The sequence below is a fragment of the Bacillus sp. FSL P4-0248 genome (assembly GCF_038593305.1).
Lineage (GTDB): Bacteria > Bacillota > Bacilli > Bacillales > Bacillaceae > Bacillus > Bacillus safensis.
This window is the reverse complement of record NZ_CP151983.1, coordinates 730472-751440: the sequence shown is the minus strand read 5'-3', so window position 1 is coordinate 751440 and position 20969 is coordinate 730472. Positions and strand designations below refer to the sequence as shown.

The 20969-nt window shown below is 43.9% G+C and carries 17 protein-coding genes; 3 read left to right on the top strand and 14 right to left on the bottom strand.

Features of this window, described 5'->3' with window-relative positions; all coding sequences use genetic code 11:
- Positions 1-12 precede the first annotated feature (12 nt).
- Both NST65_RS03700 and NST65_RS03695 read right to left on the bottom strand, forming a co-directional pair.
- On the bottom strand, positions 13-1119 hold the full coding sequence (locus NST65_RS03700; protein WP_061110557.1) for a nitric oxide synthase oxygenase: 1107 nt from the start codon (positions 1117-1119) through the stop codon (positions 13-15).
- Between the two features lie 104 nt (positions 1120-1223).
- Positions 1224-1781, bottom strand: a complete 558-nt coding sequence (locus NST65_RS03695; protein WP_034283668.1) for a PadR family transcriptional regulator — start codon at positions 1779-1781, stop codon at positions 1224-1226.
- A gap of 112 nt (positions 1782-1893) precedes the next feature.
- On the opposite strand from NST65_RS03695, the gene NST65_RS03690 reads away from it, so the two are divergent.
- A complete protein-coding gene (locus tag NST65_RS03690; protein ID WP_008341777.1) occupies positions 1894-2379 on the top strand; it encodes a phenolic acid decarboxylase in 486 nt (161 codons plus the stop codon).
- A 61-nt stretch (positions 2380-2440) separates the two neighbouring features.
- Here the strand turns inward: NST65_RS03690 and NST65_RS03685 are convergent, their stop codons facing one another.
- The 12 genes from NST65_RS03685 to NST65_RS03630 all read right to left on the bottom strand — a co-directional run bounded on the left by NST65_RS03685 (position 2441) and on the right by NST65_RS03630 (position 19192).
- Positions 2441-4072 (bottom strand): M14 family metallocarboxypeptidase, encoded by a 1632-nt coding sequence (locus tag NST65_RS03685; protein ID WP_111927619.1) that lies wholly within the window; start codon positions 4070-4072, stop codon positions 2441-2443.
- Between the two features lie 177 nt (positions 4073-4249).
- Positions 4250-5548, bottom strand: coding sequence for a citrate:proton symporter (locus NST65_RS03680; protein WP_065215116.1), 1299 nt, complete (start codon positions 5546-5548; stop codon positions 4250-4252).
- Between the two features lie 347 nt (positions 5549-5895).
- Positions 5896-6873, bottom strand: a complete 978-nt coding sequence (locus NST65_RS03675) for a tripartite tricarboxylate transporter substrate-binding protein (RefSeq protein WP_034283665.1) — start codon at positions 6871-6873, stop codon at positions 5896-5898.
- A 3-nt stretch (positions 6874-6876) separates the two neighbouring features.
- The gene (locus NST65_RS03670) at positions 6877-7572 is read right to left on the bottom strand and encodes a response regulator (RefSeq protein ID WP_024424602.1); all 696 of its coding nucleotides are present in this window, start codon (positions 7570-7572) and stop codon (positions 6877-6879) included.
- A gap of 3 nt (positions 7573-7575) precedes the next feature.
- Positions 7576-9171 carry a sensor histidine kinase gene (locus tag NST65_RS03665; protein WP_061110555.1) on the bottom strand — a complete coding sequence of 532 codons (1596 nt, stop codon included), beginning with the start codon at positions 9169-9171 and terminating at the stop codon, positions 7576-7578.
- 140 nt (positions 9172-9311) lie between these two features.
- Positions 9312-12149 carry an exosporium glycoprotein BclB-related protein gene (locus NST65_RS03660; protein ID WP_342489313.1) on the bottom strand — a complete coding sequence of 946 codons (2838 nt, stop codon included), beginning with the start codon at positions 12147-12149 and terminating at the stop codon, positions 9312-9314.
- Positions 12150-12261: 112 nt separating this feature from the next.
- Entirely contained in the window at positions 12262-13344 is a 1083-nt protein-coding gene (gene ribD, locus NST65_RS03655) for a bifunctional diaminohydroxyphosphoribosylaminopyrimidine deaminase/5-amino-6-(5-phosphoribosylamino)uracil reductase RibD (RefSeq protein WP_034282725.1), read from the bottom strand.
- 283 nt (positions 13345-13627) lie between these two features.
- Positions 13628-15385, bottom strand: a complete 1758-nt coding sequence (locus NST65_RS03650; RefSeq protein ID WP_081124085.1) for a WD40 repeat domain-containing protein — start codon at positions 15383-15385, stop codon at positions 13628-13630.
- A gap of 4 nt (positions 15386-15389) precedes the next feature.
- Complete coding sequence (locus NST65_RS03645) at positions 15390-16193, bottom strand: SUMF1/EgtB/PvdO family nonheme iron enzyme (RefSeq protein WP_081124084.1); 804 nt, start codon at positions 16191-16193, stop codon at positions 15390-15392.
- Between the two features lie 32 nt (positions 16194-16225).
- Positions 16226-16951, bottom strand: coding sequence for a GTP cyclohydrolase II (locus tag NST65_RS03640; protein ID WP_081124083.1), 726 nt, complete (start codon positions 16949-16951; stop codon positions 16226-16228).
- Positions 16952-17232: 281 nt separating this feature from the next.
- Entirely contained in the window at positions 17233-17889 is a 657-nt protein-coding gene (locus tag NST65_RS03635; RefSeq protein WP_034282731.1) for a methyltransferase domain-containing protein, read from the bottom strand.
- A gap of 955 nt (positions 17890-18844) precedes the next feature.
- Positions 18845-19192 carry a general stress protein gene (locus tag NST65_RS03630; protein WP_034282732.1) on the bottom strand — a complete coding sequence of 116 codons (348 nt, stop codon included), beginning with the start codon at positions 19190-19192 and terminating at the stop codon, positions 18845-18847.
- 221 nt (positions 19193-19413) lie between these two features.
- Here NST65_RS03630 and NST65_RS03625 point away from each other — a divergent pair, with 221 nt between their 5' ends.
- Positions 19414-19791, top strand: coding sequence for a YfmB family protein (locus NST65_RS03625; RefSeq protein WP_041108602.1), 378 nt, complete (start codon positions 19414-19416; stop codon positions 19789-19791).
- 121 nt (positions 19792-19912) lie between these two features.
- Positions 19913-20917, top strand: a complete 1005-nt coding sequence (locus NST65_RS03620) for an NADP-dependent oxidoreductase (RefSeq protein ID WP_098676667.1) — start codon at positions 19913-19915, stop codon at positions 20915-20917.
- Positions 20918-20969 lie beyond the last annotated feature (52 nt).

Here is a 20969-nt window from a genome sequence, read left to right as displayed (position 1 = left end):
ACCTAGCTTTCGCTAGGCTTTTTCTGTCCCGTGATAGGGCTTGTCCTGATAAAAATAGTTTGGTTTCACAATGGTATTGTCGTAATTCTTGTGGAATATGTGGGTAGCAGCTGGTGATACTGGGGGAATCAGCCATGTCCAGTCCCCAGTCAGCTTGCGGTCAGCCTTTTCTTCCTGCTTTTCAAACTGCTTGAATTGATGTGCTGCTGTGTGATGATCAACAATGGTCACCCCTGCTTCGCGATAAGAATGGAGAACCGCCTCGTTCAATTCGACAATGGCTTTATCCTTCCAAAGGGACGAATTCTTGGTTGTGTCCAGTCCTAAAAGAGAAGCGATTTTTTTCAGCATATTGTAGCGGTTTTCATCCGCTAGGTTGCGTGCGCCAATTTCTGTGCCCATATACCAGCCATTAAACGGTGCAGCATTGTAATGAATACCGCCAATCTCTAATTTCATATCAGCAATAATTGGAACCGCATACCATTTCAGTCCTAAATCACGGAATTCATCGTATTCAGGATGGGTGATCTCTACCTCTTGGACGATTTCTTTCGGAAGCTCATACAGAACAGGCGGCTGATCTTTTAGCTGAAACATGAGAGGCAGAATATCAAAATGTGTGCCCTCCCCTTTCCAGCCATGTTCTTCACATAATTTTGTTAATTCAAGAGATGCCTCGTCGCCGATGATGCCATATTCAGTTTCATAGCCTGCATAACGAACGAGCTGATGATTATAAATGACGACTTCCTTCTGCCTGTTCTTCTCTGGGGGAAAGATCGTAATGGACGGTTTGATTTTCCCGCCATTTGTCGCATACTCAATATGATGAAAGAGCGCCTCCTTCACCTCATCCTCTGTCTTTACATGCCGGCAGTCATGCACTTGCAGGGTCGACCAAAACAATCGGCCAATGCAGCGGTTACTGTTGCGCCATGCCATTTTCGCCCCGTGAGCTAATTCCTCTAGTGTATGCGTATAAATTCCTTCAGACTCAATTTCTTTTTTTATTTCATGCAGACGTGCTGCTTTCTCTTCATTTGACTTGTTTAATTCTTCATAGCATACAGAAATAAAAGCTTCTGCTTCATTCCACAACGCTTCTTGATTACTCAAACATACTCGCCTCACTTTAATACGAATATATCCATTGTAGCGGTTTCTATTGATAAATTCACTCGTTTCAAACCATTTTTTATCATATCATCCGACCATTGTCCTTAGACCATAGATGAATCAATACGTTTAAGGGTCTTTTGGAGCCAGCGGACATAGCCTTTTTCTCTTTCAATTGCCCTTGTCAGCACTAAGTAATGCCCAAATTGAGCTGAATGCAGCGATTCAGCAGAAGGGTCTTCCTCTGTCAAAGCGTGCAGCTTCTGTTCCAGCACATCTACTTTCTTGGTGCGCTCTAACAGTTGATAGGCAAACAGGTCAGCCGCTTCTTTTTTGTCCATGGAGGAGATGAAAAAGGTTTTGAGCATGAATTCATCCTTTGTTGTTTCCGGAATCGGATCTTTTGTTTTTAACCACTGACGCAATTCCTCTTTTCCTGCCGCTGTGATTTGATAGACCTTCTTCTCCAGCTTTTTTCCTTGTATGTGAATATCAAATTCAATAAATCCTTCCTCTGTAAGACGCTTCAGCTCAGGGTAAATCTGACTGTGCTTCGCACTCCAAAACTGTCCAAGGGAATCCTTAAAATGTTTCGTGATATCGTATCCCGTCAGCTCATGCTGATCCAGCAAGCCAAGAATGGCATATTTTAGTACTCTCATGATGTGCCTCCAACGCTTATTCTTTGACAATAGTATACCATAGACTTTAAAATAAATATGTAAATCACAACATGTTTGAAAAAACATCATTCTAATGAAAGAAGGAATAAACATGGATCAATTCGTTGGACTTCATATGATTTATACGTATGAAAATGGCTGGGAATATGAGATTTACATTAAAAACGATCACACCATTGATTACCGCATTCATAGCGGAATGGTTGGAGGACGCTGGGTCCGTGACCAAGAAGTCAATATTGTGAAGCTGACAAAAGGCGTATACAAAGTCTCTTGGACAGAACCAACTGGTACAGACGTCTCTCTGAACTTTATGCCTGAAGAAAAACGCATGCATGGCGTCATCTTCTTCCCAAAATGGGTGCATGAACGTCCAGACATCACCGTCTGCTATCAAAATGACTACATCGATCTCATGAAAGAATCTCGTGAAAAATACGAAACCTATCCAAAATATGTTGTCCCAGAATTTGCGGACATTACGTATATCCATCATGCAGGTGTGAATGACGAAACCATTATCGCAGAAGCACCATATGAAGGCATGACAGATGAAATAAGAGCTGGACGAAAATAAAAAAAGCGGCACGCCTAGTGCCGCTTTTACATTTGATAAAGGGCTATCATTTTAGTCCTTTTTATTGAATGCCTAACGTCTTTTTTGGAAGCATGAAACGGTAGACTGGCAGTTCATCACCTGCTTTTGAAGCAATAAACCCTGATGACATATAGCTGTCCTTTGATTCTGGTTCAAGGGCAAGTGAGAGCAAATTGGTTTGCGGCTGTGCCGTGACATATACCTTTGTTCCTTTTGGCAGCTGGCGTTTCTTGTCAACGAGCTTTGTTTCAAGCTGAATATCTGTTTTGCTCTTTTCCTCTCGCTTTGCCACCTGATAGGCTTGTACCGGCACTTTCATGCCAGCCGGCAATGTGACACTTTTTAATCCTAATGTTCTGAGTTTCCTTTCTACTCCTTCATGCCCCGGAAGAATGAGATAAGCTGTCGGCCGTTCTCTTGTTAAGATGGGAACAGCATCGCTCGCACTGTGAAAGCGTACAGGAACTTGAGTCGTTTGTCCCTTCTCAATATCAACCATTTCCAGCGAGTCATTGACAGATGCTTTGAAATCGTCTTGAATGACTACCTGATCATCATCATTTGGCAGCAGTCCTTTTTTGACCAGCTTCAGCCGCTCCGTCACCATTTGCTGCTTCACCTGTTTGGCATGTTTCACTGTAGTTTCAATGATTTTTTCATGGGTGGCTACTTGGGCAGCGACGCGGCGGGCAAAATCCTCTCTTCCAATCCCAATCCCTCTGCTTTCTACAAGAAATGACAGGGCTGGCGAAAGTGCAAGGGCATTACGGCCAATTCGCGCATCCGTTCCACCTTCATAGATGTCGATCTTTCCATCCTTTCCTCTTGTGTTTGTATAATACAAATCGTTAGAAAACCCTTTATTTGTCAGCGTTTCACGAACTCCGTTTACATACAACTCATTTGATGTCAGCCGGATGCTTTCTGGAATATTTAGATTCTTCCCTGAAAGAATAAGCAAATCATGATATTTGAGAGCGCCTGATGAACCGATATTTTCAAACTGCTTTTGACCCACATCGTATTCATGGGCATCAATGACCACTTCTGGCGCATACCGATTAAATTCTTGATGCAGGGCTGTCAGTTCTGGAGATTCTAATGTCATATGATCACGGTTTCCGTCTAATCCGTTTGCCAGTCTGCGGTCAAACGCATAAGAACCATCAGGATTGATTCTTGGGACAATGATGATATTGACATGATTGAGTATACGCTCTCCTTCTTCACCTGCTAATCGTTTTGCAATGACGAGAGCAGATTCACCGGAGGCTGGTTCATTTCCGTGTATTTGTGCTTGGAGCCAGATGGTTGGCTTTTTTGAAAGTGGCGTGATGGAGCGATCCTTTGTAAAGTACAGAGCCGGAATAGATCTGCCTTCAATGGATGTTCCAATCTGTCTCTGCGTGGCGTAAGGACTTTTGCGGACAATGTCTCGTAAGAAAGTTTGTAGCTCTTCTTGGGTCGTAAATGCTTCTCCTTTTTTCTGAAAGGCAGGGGTATCAAACGTCTCGTCAGGCTCAGGGTATAGCTTTTTCACTGAAGCCGGCTGTTCATAACTCTTTCCATAATAAGGAGTTTCTGCATGAGCTGAAGCTGGGCTCACCATCGACAAACTGCCTGCTAAGAGGCATGCAGCAGCAAAAAGAATCGTGCCTTTTCGTTTGGACATGCTATCCTCTCCCTTCGTTGATTTGCATTATAAAGAAAAAAACAGCAAAAGTGTCAGTATTTTTCAAAAATAAATCTTTTGGAGGAACAGGCTTGTCTTTGTCTAGGGCAAATGAATGGAGCCTGGTCGGCAATATGACCTAAAAAAAGTGCCTGCCCGCAGCAGACACTTTTTTATTTACCAGATGGAAATGGCCCCAATGAGAACCGCCATGACGGTCATAGCGACGACTGCCAGCACAGCCCATTTCATCCCAAATTTCTGATGCTGATCCAGTGATACCCCAACAAGTCCAACAAGTAAATGAGTCGATGGAACAAGTGGACTTAACATATGAATCGGCTGACCAATAATAGAAGCTCTGGCAATCTCAATTTTATCGACACCGTATGCTGCCGCTGTTTCTGATAGGATCGGCAGTACGCCGTAAAAGTATGCATCATTCGGCATAAAGAAAGTAAAGATCCCGCTTGTTAATGCGACAATGACTGGAATAAAGCCGCCCAGCTGCTCTGGAATTGCAGATACAATCGAAATCGCCATTTCATCGACCATTTTCGTTCCAGTTAGAATACCTGTAAAAACACCTGCCGCAAAAATCATCGAAGCAATGGCTAAAACGTTTGTTGAGTGAGCCGCAATTCGCTCACGCTGCTGGTCCAAGTTCGGATAGTTCACGATAATCGCCACACAGAAAGCAAGAACAAATAGAACAGTTAAGCTGACTTTACCTGATACAAGCAGCAGCACCAATAACAAAGTCAGCGCCAGGTTAAACCACCAAAGCTTCGGCCGTTTGATGTCATCTTGCAGTGCCGCTGCCATTTCATTTGCATGAATCGGCTGGTCAAGTTCAATCACACCAAGGCGTTTTCTTTCGGCTTTTCCAAGAAAATAAGCAACAATAATCATACTGAAAACCCCTGCACCAATGACTGGAATCATTGGTCCAAATAAAAGTGAAGGATCGACGCCAAGTGCACTCGCCGCTCTAGGTGTAGCTCCTCCCCATGGAATTGTATTCATAATTCCCATGCCGACCCCGGCAATACCCGCTAAAATAATTGGACGGATGCCAAGCAGCGTAAATAGTGGAAGCATCGCTGTTGTTGTAATCATATACGTTGTCGTTCCATCACCATCAAGTGCAACAAGCATCGTCAAGACAGCTGTTCCGACAACGATTTTTAATGGATCGCCTTTAACGATTTTTAAAATTTTCGCCACCATTGGGTCAAATAAACCCGCATCAATCATAATGCCAAAGTACAAAATCGCAAACATGATCATGACTGCTGTTGGTGCGACTTGCTGCACACCTTTGACAATCATGTCTGAAATTTCAGTAAAATGAAAACCTGCAATAAGAGCAAATGCAATTGGTGTTAACACCAATGCCGTTAAAACAGACATACGTTTCGTCATAATCAAAACCATAAATACAATCATCATAAGAAATCCTAAGATTGCTAACATATTGTTCACCCCTTATGTTGTATACGCTTTCATTAATGTGTTGGTATCCCATTTCCAACCCTTTTTGTCATCATATCTGAGGTGAGAATTGAAGTAAATATTATGAATTTTAATTCTTTTTCGGTCGATAAATGCTTTTTGTTCATTTTGTTCAAACATTGGGCTTTTTAATTCCATGAAAAAAACAAAGGGTTTATTTAAGCCCTTTGTCTTCTTTTCAGTGTGATAGAAAACCTTTGCAGTCTAGGAAGGATGAGTACTGGAGCGGAGCGAATATGAGATTCGTGAGCACCAGCACACAGAACCGGCACCGAATGCAAGGGTTTGTCTACACGCTGGAAGCGGTCTCACTCGATCGCTTGTTCTCCTTGTATCAATTGCTCATATTGCCTTAATTGATCTTCCATAAAGACCTTTGCCTCTTTGCTGTTCATATAACGACTTGTCCAGCCCTTTTGCTTTAATCGCTTTTTCCAGGACTTCGTTTTCGTCATTTTTTGAAGAAGCTGATCCCATTCACGAACCTCATGCTGACTCATTTGTTTTGGGCCCATCACACCGCGCCAATGGGAAAAGATGAGCGGAATGCCCTGCTCTTTCCATGTCGGCACATCTTCAAATCCATCTAAGCGCTGGCTGGTTGTCGTCGCTACGAGCTTCAGCCTCTTTTTTTCATAATCATGACGAACCTCTGTAATGGTAGTCGTTGCTGCATCCACCTCATGGTCGATGAGCGCCTGAAATAAATCATCTGCACTGTCAAATTTCAAAAATTGAATGCGATATGGATCAATTCCTGCCATTTCTGCTGCCCGGGCGAATGAGATTTGATCATCATTTCCAAAATCAGGGGCAAATCCAATTTTTAAGGAATCTGGTTTTTTCTTAAGTGCGTGTAACAGCTCCTTCCCATTTGAAAAAGGAGAATCCACTGGGACTGCGACGACCTGCCACTCTTCTGCAAGGATTGCCAGCGGTGTCACATCATTCATCGTCACGTTACTGCTGCCAAGCAAATTACGGCTTAACAATAAGCTTGAATTTAAACTGATATAGTTGGCTTCTCGCTCCATCATGTATGTCCATCCTTTATCCACCGTTCCGCCTCTTTGATAAAGAATGTTCACAGGCCGGTTCACCAGCTTCTCTTGTTCAAGCACTGATTTCATCACCTGAGCCGTTTGGTCAAATCCCCCCTCTGGTACACCCGACACCACAATATATAAGGAGCTTTGCTGCAGGAAAGAATCACCGGCCTTTTTTTCATTAAAGGTGAGCGTCATACAAAGGCAGAGCACGATCACAAAAAGTATTCCTTTTTTCATCTTTTATGACTCCGCTTGTTTGGCAGGGTAATATTTACGTTCAGGTCTGCCAATGATTCCGTATGCAAGCTCTGCCCGGCATTCCCCTGTTGTCACGAGATACTCTACGTACCGTCTCGCCGTTGTACGTGATGCGCCCATCTTTTCCCCGAGTTCTTCTGCTGTAATTCCGCTATTCTCTGATGCCATCAATGTTTTCACTTTATCCAAGGTCAGTGAATTGATGCCTGTAGGAAGATCTCTGTCATCCCTTTGTTTTGGCTCTTCCTGCATCTGCCCAAAAAACAGATCGATCATCGTTTGATTGACTTCATCTTTTGAATTGATGATGTCTTTCTTCTCTTTATATTCGGTTAAAACTTGTGCAAACTTTTGTGCGGTCACCGGTTTGATTAAATAATGAACCACTCCGTAATGAAGCGCATCTCTTAAAAGCGTCGTTTCCGTTGCAGCCGTGATAATGATCACATCTACTTCAGGATAGCGTTCTCTTAAAAGCGGGAGCAGGTTTGTACCGAGCTCATCAGGCATATAGACATCAAGCAAGATGAGATCCACTTGTTCCCTCTGGAGCGCCTCCCACATATCCTTTGCACTCTTTGCCTTTCCAGCGACCTTAAATCCTTCTATCTTTTGTATATAAGATTCATGAATGGCAGCGATTCGAAAATCATCCTCCGCAATGAGTACCTTAATCACCATCTATTCCCCCTTTGTGCCTTTCGGTATGTATACAGTGAAGATGGCACCGCCTTCTTTTTGGTTCGCAACTTCAATCCAGCCCCCAAGCTCGTCCAACACTTCTTTCACATTTGCAAGCCCATAGCCTCGTCCTTCTCCCTTTGACGAATGGCCTCTTGTGAAAATCTGTGAGAGCTCCTCTTCATTCACTCCATCACCTGAATCTGACACTTCTATGATAATATCAAACCCAATATCTGTGATGAACAGGTCTACCTCGCGCTTCTCCTTATTTAATACAGCTTCAAAAGCATTATCTACGAGATTGCCAATGATGGTGATAAAGTGAGATAGGCTTAAATGAGCTGGGAGCGGCTCTAGTGAGCTATTTTCATCAATGTGGAAATGGACTTTTTTCTCAGATGCTTTCCCTAACTTGCCAAGTAAGATGGCTTGTATTTTAGGAGAACGAATCTGCTTCATGAGTAAATCGTGCTGACGGTTTTGCAGATGATATTCTTCTTTAATTAAGTCGATGGCTTCATCGACTTGCTTCAGCTCAAGCAGGCCTAAGATGGCGTACAGCTTATTTGAGAATTCGTGCGTTTGTGCCCTCAGGTCTTCTGAATATTGACTGACCTCTGTTAATGTATCCAGCAGCTTCGTCAGCTCTGTTTTCTCCCTGAAGCTCACAATCCCTCCGAATACTCGATTCTCCTGCATTACTTTTTTCACATTTAAGACATAGGTTTTATCATTGACGACGGTTTCGATGTTAGGTTCAATCGTCTCTGACTTTAAATAGAGAAGAAGTTTGGCATTTGGCAAGACTTGATCAATATGAAGGGGCAGCTCTGATGAGACGCGCAGCATGTGCTCAGCTGATGTATTCATCATCGTAATCGCGCCTTTCTGGTCAAACGCAATGATCCCTTCTTTTATAGCGAGCAGCATCGCTTCTCTTTCTCGATACAACGAAGCTATTTCATGCGGCTCAAGCCCTAATGTATCTTTGCGAATACTCTTCGTTAAAAAAATCGCACCGAATATGCCCGGCAAGAGCACAAGAAGGGCAATATAGCTAAGCTTCAATAGCTGATGAGCTGTCGCTTGATCGATTTCTTTTTTTAAAAATTCGACGGTGACTGTGCCGATAATTTCTTCATGCCCTTCTGTTTCTTTCATAATGGGTGCACTGCCTCTGACAACGGTTTCACCATTAGAATCATCAGTTGATATGGAAGTTCCTCCAAATAAGAGAGTACTTCTTCCTTCCGATACACTGATGGTCTTTCCTACGTCCTCATGATTCGTATGAACAAGGACCTTTCCTTTTCGATTGGTAATGAAGATGGCATGTGCTCTTACTTGCTCCTTCATTTGCTCAAGCACTGCCTGTTCTTCATTTTGGGACGCTGATAGAGCCACCGATGCTTTAATGGGCGGCATATATGATATCGTTCTAGCGGTCTGCACCGCCAGCTGTTCAGCTTGTCCCTGCCTTTCTGATGTCTGCAGAAAACCAAAACAAATGGTTAATAACGCAATGACAACAAGCAAAAGCCCGATAATTAACCCCAAAATTTTCGTTTGTAAAGTGACTTTCCTTTTGCCCATCCTCACCGCTACAACCCCTAATTCAGTAGATTCACCCGAATAGACTCTATGAAAATGATATCATTTTTTCTGACTAAGTTAAGAGAAAATTCTTTCAAACAAAAAAGACGACTCAAAATCGAGTCGTCCCTGTATGCCTATTACGTGATCGATAAACCAGCACTCGCATAGCCTGCTACAGTATTCACTAAGGATAGACCTGTAGCTGATGCGGAGAATACAACAAGCAATCGTGTTTCCGGTGTGACTGGTACATTTAGACCAGTCGCAATACCGTTTGCAATCGCACCCAGCGTTAAAACACCGGTTAAAGCTGGTGCTAATGTGACACTCGCTACTTGAGTGAAACTGTTATTTGGTGTCGGTGAAGCGAATAGACTAGCCGTTACGGTAATACTCGTGCCGACTAAAGAAAGAGCTGCTGTTGTGCTGAAATAGCCTGCAAATGACGTGATCGTCCCAGCTCTCGGAACTGAGAACGCCATGTTGAGTAAAGTGCCTGCAGCGCCTGTTAAATCAATTACTCCGCCTAAAATACTGACACCTGTCGCTGAGTTACCAAATCCGATCAAGCTGGATGTTCCAACAAGACCGCCTGCAATTGTTGTCAGGACAGCAGGTGTACCTGATGCAAACGGAATGATCGCACTCGATCCTGTCACTCCTGTTGGACCGGTGGCTCCTGTGGCTCCTGTACCTGTGACTCCGGTGGCTCCGGTGGCTCCTGTGACTCCGGTGGCTCCGGTAACTCCTGTTGCTCCCGTAGCTCCGGTAACCCCTGTTTCTCCCGTGGCTCCGGTTATTCCAGTTGCACCGGTTGCTCCGGTAACCCCTGTTTCTCCCGTAGCTCCGGTTATTCCAGTTGCACCGGTCGCTCCAGTAACTCCTGTAACTCCCGTCGCTCCTGTGATCCCGGTTGCACCTGTTGCGCCCGTATCACCAGTTACCCCAGTTGCACCTGTGACACCGGTGGCTCCGGTTGGACCAATTTCCCCCGTTGCTCCTGTAACGCCAGTAACTCCGGTTGGACCAATTTCCCCCGTTGCTCCCGTGACGCCAGTGACTCCGGTTGGGCCAATTTCTCCTGTTGCTCCCGTCGCTCCTGTGATCCCGGTTGCACCTGTTGCGCCCGTATCACCAGTTACCCCAGTTGCACCTGTGACACCGGTGGCTCCAGTTGGGCCAATTTCTCCTGTTGCTCCCGTGACGCCGGTGGCTCCGGTTGGACCAATTTCCCCCGTTGCTCCTGTGACGCCAGTAACTCCGGTTGGGCCAATTTCTCCCGTCGCTCCCGTGACGCCGGTGGCTCCGGTTGGACCAATTTCCCCCGTTGCTCCTGTGACGCCAGTAACTCCGGTTGGACCAATTTCCCCCGTTGCTCCTGTAACGCCTGTTGCTCCCGTCGCTCCTGTACCGGTTGCACCTGTAACGCCAGTCGCGCCTGCGGCTGCTAATAACGTATAATCTGGTGACGTATCTGGTGTGCCTGTTGGCGGTGCCGTATTCACGATATAGGTTCCACCTTCATACGTGACCACTTGACCTACTGGATATGTCGGTGCTGCCGCTGGATCAAACGCTGTGACGCCGGCTAAGCCGACTCCCGTCGCTCCTGTGATCCCGGTTGCACCTGTTGCGCCCGTATCACCAGTTACCCCAGTTGCACCTGTGACACCGGTGGCTCCGGTTGGTCCAATTTCTCCCGTCGCTCCCGTGACGCCGGTGGCTCCGGTTGGGCCAATTTCTCCCGTCGCTCCCGTGACGCCGGTGGCTCCGGTTGGACCAATTTCCCCCGTTGCTCCCGTGACGCCAGTAACTCCGGTTGGACCAATTTCCCCCGTTGCTCCCGTCGCTCCTGTACCGGTTGCACCTGTAACGCCAGTCGCGCCTGCGGCTGCTAATAACGTATAATCTGGTGATGTATCTGGTGTTCCTGTTGGTGGTGCTGTGTTCACGACATAGGTTCCACCTTCATACGTGACCACTTGACCTACTGGATACGTTGGGGCTGCCGCTGGATCAAACGCTGTGACGCCGGCTAAGCCGATTCCCGTCGCTCCTGTGATCCCTGTTGCACCTGTTGCTCCCGTATCACCAGTTACCCCAGTTGCTCCCGTAACGCCAGTGACTCCGGTTGGGCCAATTTCTCCCGTCGCTCCCGTGACGCCGGTGGCTCCGGTTGGACCAATTTCCCCCGTTGCTCCCGTGACGCCAGTAACTCCGGTTGGACCAATTTCCCCCGTTGCTCCAGTTGCACCCGTACCGGTAGCGCCTGTAACGCCAGTCGCGCCTGCGGCTGCTAATAACGTATAATCTGGTGATGTATCTGGTGTACCTGTTGGTGATGCTGTGTTCACAAGATATGTTCCACCTTCATATGTCACCACTTGCCCAAATGGGTATCCTGGCGCTGCTGCAGCATCATACGGTACGACTCCCGTTAAACCCACGCCGGTGGCGCCTGTGGCTCCAGTTGGACCTGGATCTCCTGTGACACCTGTTGGCCCTGTACCTGTTTCCCCCGCTGCAGCTAATAATGTATAATCCGCCGACGTATCCGGCGTACCTAATGGCGGTGCTGAATTGACCACGTACGTACTGCCATCGTATGTCACCACTTGACCTACTGGGAAGGTTGGTGCTACTGCTGGATCAAATGCCAAGATGCCTGTTAAACCTACGCCCGTTGGACCGATTGGACCTGCTGGACCTGCTGGGCCTGCCGGACCCGCTGCACCAGCCGGACCGGCTGGGCCTCTTCTTCCTCTCCCGCCTGGCGGACCTTGAATCACACAAACACAAGGATCTTTTCCGCAGCAAGGATTTTTCACTGGTTTCCTTGGCTTTTCTGATATCCCTTTCTTACAACTATCACATTCCCAGCCATCGTCCTTGTACGCATCATACCAGCTTCCTTTTTGGTAGTGGTCTGTCGAATGAGTTGGATATGTCTTACCACATTGCCTACATTTTTTCATGGAATCACCCCCATCCATCGTATTCATCATGACTGGGAATGGTGTATGTACACTTTTATTTTTTAAAATAATCAAAAGACCTTGCACTTTCTTGCACAAGGTCTTTCTTTCATTAAAGTCTCATCGTCATTTTTAAATCTTTTCCTACCATACTATAATCCATATCTACCGGCCGGATGGCTTCTTTTAATGTTTTCGTACCTTCTCCTTCAAAGAAAGTAGGTGCATCTTTCCCTCCAATTAATAATGGTGCCATATAAATAATGACTTCGTTCACAAGGGACGCTTCTAAAAAGGATGCGCTCACACTGCCTCCCGCCTCTACAAGCACCGACATCACAGAGCGCCTTTTCAGCATACGTAACACAGCATGAAGATCTGTCCGATTTTCTCCGCTTGTGACAAATACTTGATGTCCTTTTTGCACCAGTTGATGGTATTTTTTTTGATCGTACTTGTTTGAGGTACAAATGATGGTTTCTGCCATATGATCATTTAAACATTTCGCATGAAGCGGAATCCTTAAGGTGGAATCTAAAATGACACGAATAGGCTGTGTCACGATTGAATCTTTCACAATAAGACCTGCATCATCTTGAATAATGGTTTCGACGCCTGTTATCACAGCATCTGCTTCTTGACGTAATTGCTGCACTTCATTCCTCGCTTCTGTCCCTGTAATCCATTTGCTTTCTTGATGAGCTGTTGCAATTTTCCCGTCTAATGAAATGGCTGTTTTTAATATGACATACGGAAGGTCTGATTGTATCGAATGAAAAAAAGGAAGATTTAAGCTGTCCGCTTCCCGCTTACATACCCCTTCTTCTACTTCTATCCCTGCTTGTTTCAACATCGTGACCCCTTTACCTGCTACAAGTGGATTTGGGTCCCCAGTGGCAATGACCACACGTTTCACCCCGCTCTTTATAATGGCTTCTGAGCAAGGACCTGTTTTTCCATGATGCGAACAAGGTTCAAGCGTCACATATAGATGAGCTCCCTTCGCCTTTTCTCCTGCCATTTGCAGCGCAAGAATTTCAGCATGCGGTTCGCCCGCCTTCATGTGAGCACCAATTCCAACGATTTCACCTTTATTGACTACCACTGCTCCGACAAGCGGATTTGGCGAGGTTTGTCCTTTCATGGCCTTTGCGTTGGCAATCGCTAGCTTCATATAAAAAACATCGTCTTTCATGTAAATCTCCTTTCCTCTCTTTCAAGGGAAAGAACTCCTTCAGGGAATGAAGGAGTTCTATTCTCATGTGCTATATTTTTTCCATCCGTTTCTTTTCAGATCGATCATAGTAAGGCAAGGAATAAAAAAGTTTATAAGATGCTCGTTGTTTACAAAAACAGCATTTGCGACATTCATATTTATTAATGAGGAGCACATGCGGACAATTGAGTACAGACAGACCTTTTTTCATATGTTCCTTGCAAACACTTATCATGAGAATCCCCCGCTTACATTCTTTTTCTTAATGAGAGATTACTTCTTTCGGAAATTGTTCAAATAAGCGTAGTACTTCGGTATGCGTTCCATCTTCTCGAACGTGATAAATCCCGCCGTCATATGAGCTTGCATATACATCATTGCCTAATTGTCTGATGGCACTAATCCCATTTTGGGCAATTCTAATTGGGCCGGTGTTGACATCCATCTCTGGATTCCACACAACGATATAGCCCCAATAATCACCGCTTACAATATAGCCTGAGTCTGTGACTGTGACCGATTTAATCGAATACTGGTGTTCGTTATGCTGGTCTAAAATTCTTCCTGTATGCAAATCAAACAATCTCACATTCTTGTCGCGGCTGACAATGGCGATACGGTCTCGTTTACTATCAATAAAGACATCATTTAACAGCTCTGTCGCACCAATGTACTCCGCTTTTAAGGACAAACTCTTTTTATCTAAAAGACAAATGGTTCCTTCAACTGCTGCTGTGATGATAAGATCTCCTTCTACCTTTAATGCTTTAACTGCACAATCGTGTGCTTTGGAACGGCCGATTTCCTTTAAGTGTTCTGTCGAAATGACATGTACATAACCGCCGTAAGTTCCAATATAAAATTGACGATCCTCCTCGTGGAAATACACGCTGTTGACCGGACCTGTGTTAAGATCAAACGAAACCATTTGCTGTAATGACTCATGAACAATATGCACCTGACTTGCATGGTCTCCCCACGCATAATAGCTTCCATCCCGTGCAACAGCTACTCCATTTGTTAAAACGCCCGTCGATTTGGCAATTTCAATCCCATTTTTTCTGAATTTTCCATCATCGGATGCGGTAATGATATCACCCGCATCAGTCAGCGCAATATCATTGATAGATGGTGTCGCCATTTCGATCTCATCTGATACGACTTTGCCCTTTTCGATCGACCATTCACAATATGTTTTTCCAAAGCTGGCTCCTAGTATTGACTTCTCATCCTCTGTCCAGACAAGTGAGCGCTCCCACTGATATTTATGAGGCAGCAGTGTATCGACTAAATCACCTGTTTCATAATTCCACAGCTTAATTAAATGGTCGTAGCCTGCTGTCAGCAAGTAATTGCCGCTTGGGGAAAAATTCACGCGCTTGACGCCCTGTAAATGGGCTTTGATGATTTTCTTCTCCTGTAAAGTAGCTGCATCGTAAATAATGACGGTGCCATCATCTCTGCCAAGTGCGAATACTTCTTTTTGATTGCTGCCGCTGATCGTATCGAGCTCATAATCAAACGGGCCGATTTCCCCTACAATTTCTCCGGTTTCATACAGCCATACAAGGACATATCCATCATCACCTGTTGTATAAGCTTTATCACCATGTATCCATACAGCTAATACATCTTTGCTATGGCCATGGAATTCTCTTAAAATAGCGCCCGTTTCGATATCCCAGACTAAGCATCTTCTATCTCTGGACACGGATACAAGCAAAGTATCCTGCTTCGCAAAAGCGACGGCTTCTACATCATCTGCATGACCAAACAACGTGCGGATTCGGGTATTTGTGCCTGTATCATACAATTGAATCGTATAGTCTGACGATGCACTCGCTAAATACTTTCCGTTTTCAGAAAGAGATATAGAATTAATGATATGCTCGTGACTGCCAATAAACGTTCCTTCTCCCGTCGCCCGGTTCCACTGATAAATACAGCGGTCATAGCCGCCAGTGTAAACAATTTGGTCGTGCTGAGTTGATAAAACAGATGTAATTGGTCCTCTATGCATGGTTTTACACTCCCACCTTTATATGTTGTTTTTGACGAGTCACTAAACGAAAACCAGTAAATCGAAAAACGGGATCTGGGTGCTTCCCGTGTCTTCTTGCGACTCTGCATAAATCTCCGCCTCTTGCGAAGGAGCCGCCCTTTAAAATGTAGTAATCATTTCCGAGTGTTTCCGTTAAATCATCGACGACCTCGATGCCGCCTTCATATACGTGATATTTGGTGTTGACCCATTCCTCGACGTTGCCTCCCATATCATAAAGACCAAATAAGGATCGGCCCTTTTCGTAATGACGGACAGGGGTCGTTTTTTCAATATTTGATTCGTGCGTATTGCAGTAAGAAGGATCAAACTCATCTCCCCACGGGTATTGATTCCTCGTGTTTCCCCGGGCAGCATACTCCCATTCTTCTTCAGTAGGAATCGAAACATCAATCCCAAGTTTCCCGCTCAGCCACTGACAGAACGAGAAGGCTTCCTCAATGTCCATGCCCCAAGCTGGATGATCTTTTCCTCCGCCAAGCTCTTCGTTCGTTAAACTCTCTGGGTATGTCTGGCCTGTTTCATCACAATAGCTTTGATACAATTCATTGCTGACGACCGTATCTGAGATAAAAAATTCGTTGATATACAACTGATAGGATGGAAATTCTTTGTACAGCCACTTTTGAAATTTTTTCTCACGGCCGTAGGTTGGATTGAGCAGCTTGTCCTTCCAGAATTCTGCTGCCTTTTTCATATCTTCTTCATTACTTCCAATCGTTGCATAGCCGCTTGGGATTTGAATCCAATTGATATCAGGTTTCACGCTTTTCTCCCGCCTTCTTTCAATAAACTCGTCTATTGATTAATTAATTTCTTCTCATCGACCATATGCCCTGAGGCTGCTTTTGCCTTTAAATAGGCTTCATTGTAGAGAGAGGCTTCGACCGTATGATCAAACCGCAAAACAGGAAGACCGTAAGCTGCAATAGAATCGACTTTTTCTGGATTGTTCGTTAGTAAATGCAAAGGTTTCCCTTTGTTTAAATAGTGCAAAACAGCTGCTGCTTCCTCGTAATGCCGATCATCATCCCCGCAGCCGATCAGGCGGTTGGCTTCAAAAGTATCCAGCTGCATCTCCTGTAATTTATACGTCAACGCTTTTGCCATGAGCCCAATAGACCGACCTTCTTGATTGGCCATATACACAAGCATGCCTTTTCCGTAATCGGTGATTTTCTTCAGCGATAATGCAAGCTGTGGACCACAATCACATTTCAGTGACCCAAACACATCCCCTGTTTGGCAGACACTATGGATTCGCACAAGCGGCGGCCGTTCATTTTCAAAGTCGCCAAATAAGAGACAAGAGGAAAAGGTTTGCTGCGCGGTACTCATTTGGACAATAGATTCGATCGTTGGTTTTGTATCCCGTTCAACAGGCGCAAAGGCATACCACTTAAATGGCACTTCTTCATGTTGAATGGAAATTGGCAGATTCACAGGCCCCACGAGCAAATAGTGTTTTTCTTGAAAGGTAAAATGATGAATCATTGATTGTAATTCATCTACAAACTTGTTCATTTGTCTCCCCCCTATTCATCACTGCACCCAAATCGACTCCCATAGCGCAGTGATGGAGTGATGAATATGTGTACGCACTCCCTCAGCTTGTGTGCTCCCGCAGAAAGAAATGGATGTGCAGTGTCTCTCATCGCTTTAGACCTTGTCCTTTTCCAGTACAAAGGAGCAGAAATCTTGGTTCATATGCTTTATTTTCTGTCAGAGCAGCAAACGTCCTTGATTGATAGATGCTCTTTCTTCCCATGAACACCTCTGCTAGCTTTGAATCACTCACCTTTGTACTAGATTTTGACGGCAATGACATGATGCTGGCTTATTCCGGCCTTCGCTTGTAACGGTGATATGGATACAAGCTCAAGACCTGATGTACAAATTTTTTCGCCAAGCTGAGAATCTGAAAATGAAAAATGGAAACGGCCATCTTCTCCGATTAATCCTGTTTTCCACTGTTCTCCCCAGACAACAAGTGAAAAGACACCGCCTTCATGAAGTAAAGAAGAGACCTGTTTTAAATAACGTTCATGATCATCAGGATGTTGATGATGAAAGCAGCCATGATCTAAAATTAAATCAAACTGCATCCCGCGTCCCTGATCCATGGACCATGACATAAAATCTTGATGAACAAAATGGACAGGAACTGTTTCTCTTTTCTGTAACCCTTCCCACTCCTCATGCTCATACAGGTCGATACCGACATATCCGGAAAGCCCGCTTAAATGTTCTAGTGCACGGCCGTTGCCGCACCCGATATCCAGCACAGAAGCAAGTGCATTCTTTTCCCTTGAACGCCATGCCTTTAATGACATCACTGCTGCGTCTGTTAAGGATGGATCAGTAGACCACATATCTGTTCTTTGCTCATAATGCTCTTGGAATGCCATGCGCATCTTTTCTAAATACAATCCACTGTCTTCATGGTACAAAGCCTTTTTCATCATGAAACCTCCTTCAATTCACAATCTTCTTTTCGGGCAAAGGTGGTTTTCAAGCCAAAAACCTTATGATAAAATGAAAGATGGATTTTTTAGGAAAATCTGTTTTTCTGAAAAAGGAGAGAAGCACCCCACATGTTCACTCTTCTTTTTCAGCATTCATCCTCATATGCAGCCGTTCGAAGGCCGCATCGCCTCAGCTTGTTCTCTCTTTTTTTCATATGAGTTCACCTCCTTTACCGTTCGATCAACTCACATTTCTTATTGAAACCGCTTTCTCTTTTTTATAAGGACTTAACGTCTTTTTCAATCTCTTACACTATGCTTTTAGTAGAAAGATCAATCTACTGTTTAGAATGACGATCATTTTTTCTTCAAGTAAACGACGATTTGTTCTGTTCTAGTAGACATTTTTGTACCTAAGAGGCGCTTACGCTTTGGTTCTTGCCACCCCCTTTCACTAGATTATGCTTGGAATAAACCCGCCAGAAATTTAACAACTAATTCCATAATGACTGGATTAAGCCAAATATATTGTTTTTAGTTTATTTTGTCAACAAATTATTTCCTAAACATTAAAATGAATTTCTAATTGAAAATACAGGTATTTTTCGTGGTTTTTTGACCTTAAAACACTTATTTCTACACAAAAATACAACTTAAACCAATAGAACTAAGAAATTTATCTACTAAATTACACAAGTTTTTATTTAATTTTAAATCAAAATAGAAAGATACAATGATTATTTCCCGAATGGTTTTTTGTGATATTTCGACTATTTTTTTTGATTCTCCATGATTTTCATTGGTATAACGGCATTTTCAATTAGAGAGTTTACTATTTATTCCATACTTCTGTATTTACTTATTATCGTAAAAAAGATATATGTCTCTCTTTCAGACATGGAAGCATGAAAAAAAGCCCCTTACAAAAGTAAGAGGCTTTTTCGGTTGGCGTTTACGCCCAGTTTTTCACTTTTTCATGATCTGTGACAAAGAGAAGGACTTTCCCTTCGTCTAAATGTTCTTCAAATGTCTCAGCTTCTTCTTTTGAGAAACCAATTTCATGAATTTTATTGCGGAGCTCATCACCCTTTTTACTAAAGATGTTCCCAACCGCATGTTTGAGTCCAACTTCTCTTGAGCCAATCGTATTGGCATCTGCATTATTTGCAATACGCTCTGTTCGATCATCGTCATGGGACAGAACATAAATGTCCTCTCTTGCAACACCGAGTGCCTTTAATTGCTCTACATCTTTTTGAAGTGTTTCATCATTTGAATACTCTCTTACAACAGGTTTCATTTTATATTCCTCCTTTAACGTCTTACGAATCTTTTACCCGTCACTTTTGACATTAAACCTTCCACGAGCACATCCAATTTTCTTGAAAGACGTACCATGTCTATCGACTTATTTTTGACAAAAATCCTGTAAAAATGACTAAATTTTCTGAATTATTATGTTCAATCCTGTTGATTTGTTGTACAATTCTTATACTGGAGGCTAGAAATGAGGGAGAGCTGATGTATTACTTTTCAGCGGAGCAGCAGTTTAATGCTTGGGTTGTCAGTGATTTGGTGAAACAGCTTTTTCAAAAGTGGAATCCTGAAGAAGCAAATACAAAGCCGCTTACATTGTTTGCCGAACAGCACTTTCGCATCTCAATTGATTATCTCTTTTCCATCATTATTAACATTGGAGATATTGAGTCAATTGAACAAGATCCACAAGACATGTTGTCCTCATACTTGAATATCCTTTTTCCTTTTGTGACGCGCGATATGATGAAAGCCTCCATGCAAAATGCAAACGAATATTTGTTAAAAGAACGTGATGCGGATGTGTATCAGCTGTTTGGCTGTCTCCCGCCGCTCCTCTCTGTATCTTTTCAGAAAAAGTAGTCCCCTTCGACAAGATGGCGGCTGCTTTTTTGTATGTGTTTTGAAAAGACCGTATGTTTTGAACGAAAAGAAGCATCATGTTAATGTAAATCTAGGCTGTAAGTGAAAGGGAGGATTTGACATGAGTCAACAAAAGCAAATTCAATTAGCTAAACGTCCTAAAGGATTACCTACAAAAGATGTTTTTCATTTTGAAACAGTCGATATACCTGTGCCGCAAGATGGGGAGGTCTTGATTCAAACGAAATATGTTTCTGTAGATCCTTATATGAGAGGGCGAATGCAGGATACAAAATCCTATACACCTCCGTTCAAGCTAAATGAAGTGATTCAGGGCGGTGTTGTCGGAGAAGTCATTGAGTCGAAATCGCCTCAATTTGAAAAAGGTGATTTTGTCCTTGGATTCCTTGGATGGCAAGAATACTCCACTGCCAAAGCTGAATCTCTGACTAAAATTGATCCGTCCATTGCGCCATTGTCCTATTATTTAGGGATTTTGGGCATGCCAGGGCAAACCGCTTACTTCGGCCTGCTTGCGATTGGCCAGCCAAAAGAAGGCGAGACGGTTGTCATTTCTGGAGCAGCAGGTGCCGTTGGTTCTGTTGTGGGACAAATCGCTAAGATCAAAGGCGCACACGTCGTGGGAATTGCCGGATCTGACGATAAACTCGCTTATTTAAAAGAATTGGGCTTTGATGAAACGATTAATTATAAAACAACAAATGATTTAGATGATGCCATTGCAAAAGCCTGCCCTAACGGCGTTGATGTGTATTTTGACAATGTAGGCGGCGAGATTTCAGATGCGGTGATGAATCATTTAAACCGTTTTGCACGCATTCCAGTGTGCGGCGCCATTTCTTCTTATAATATTAGCGCAAGCGAGGACATCGGACCGCGTGTGCAAACAAAACTCATCAAAACAAGCGCATTGATGCAAGGCTTCATCGTTGCCAACTATTCAGACCGTTTTGAAGAGGCAGCGAAGGATCTCGCACAATGGGTAAAAGAAGACAAACTCACATATAAAGAAACAATCATAGAAGGCTTTGACAACATTCCTGACGCATTCCTTGGACTATTCAAAGGAGAAAATGTCGGAAAACAGCTTGTCAAAATTTCATAACAAAAAGGACCCTGCCATTTGGCGGGGTCTTTTTTTATTCCATATACATTTA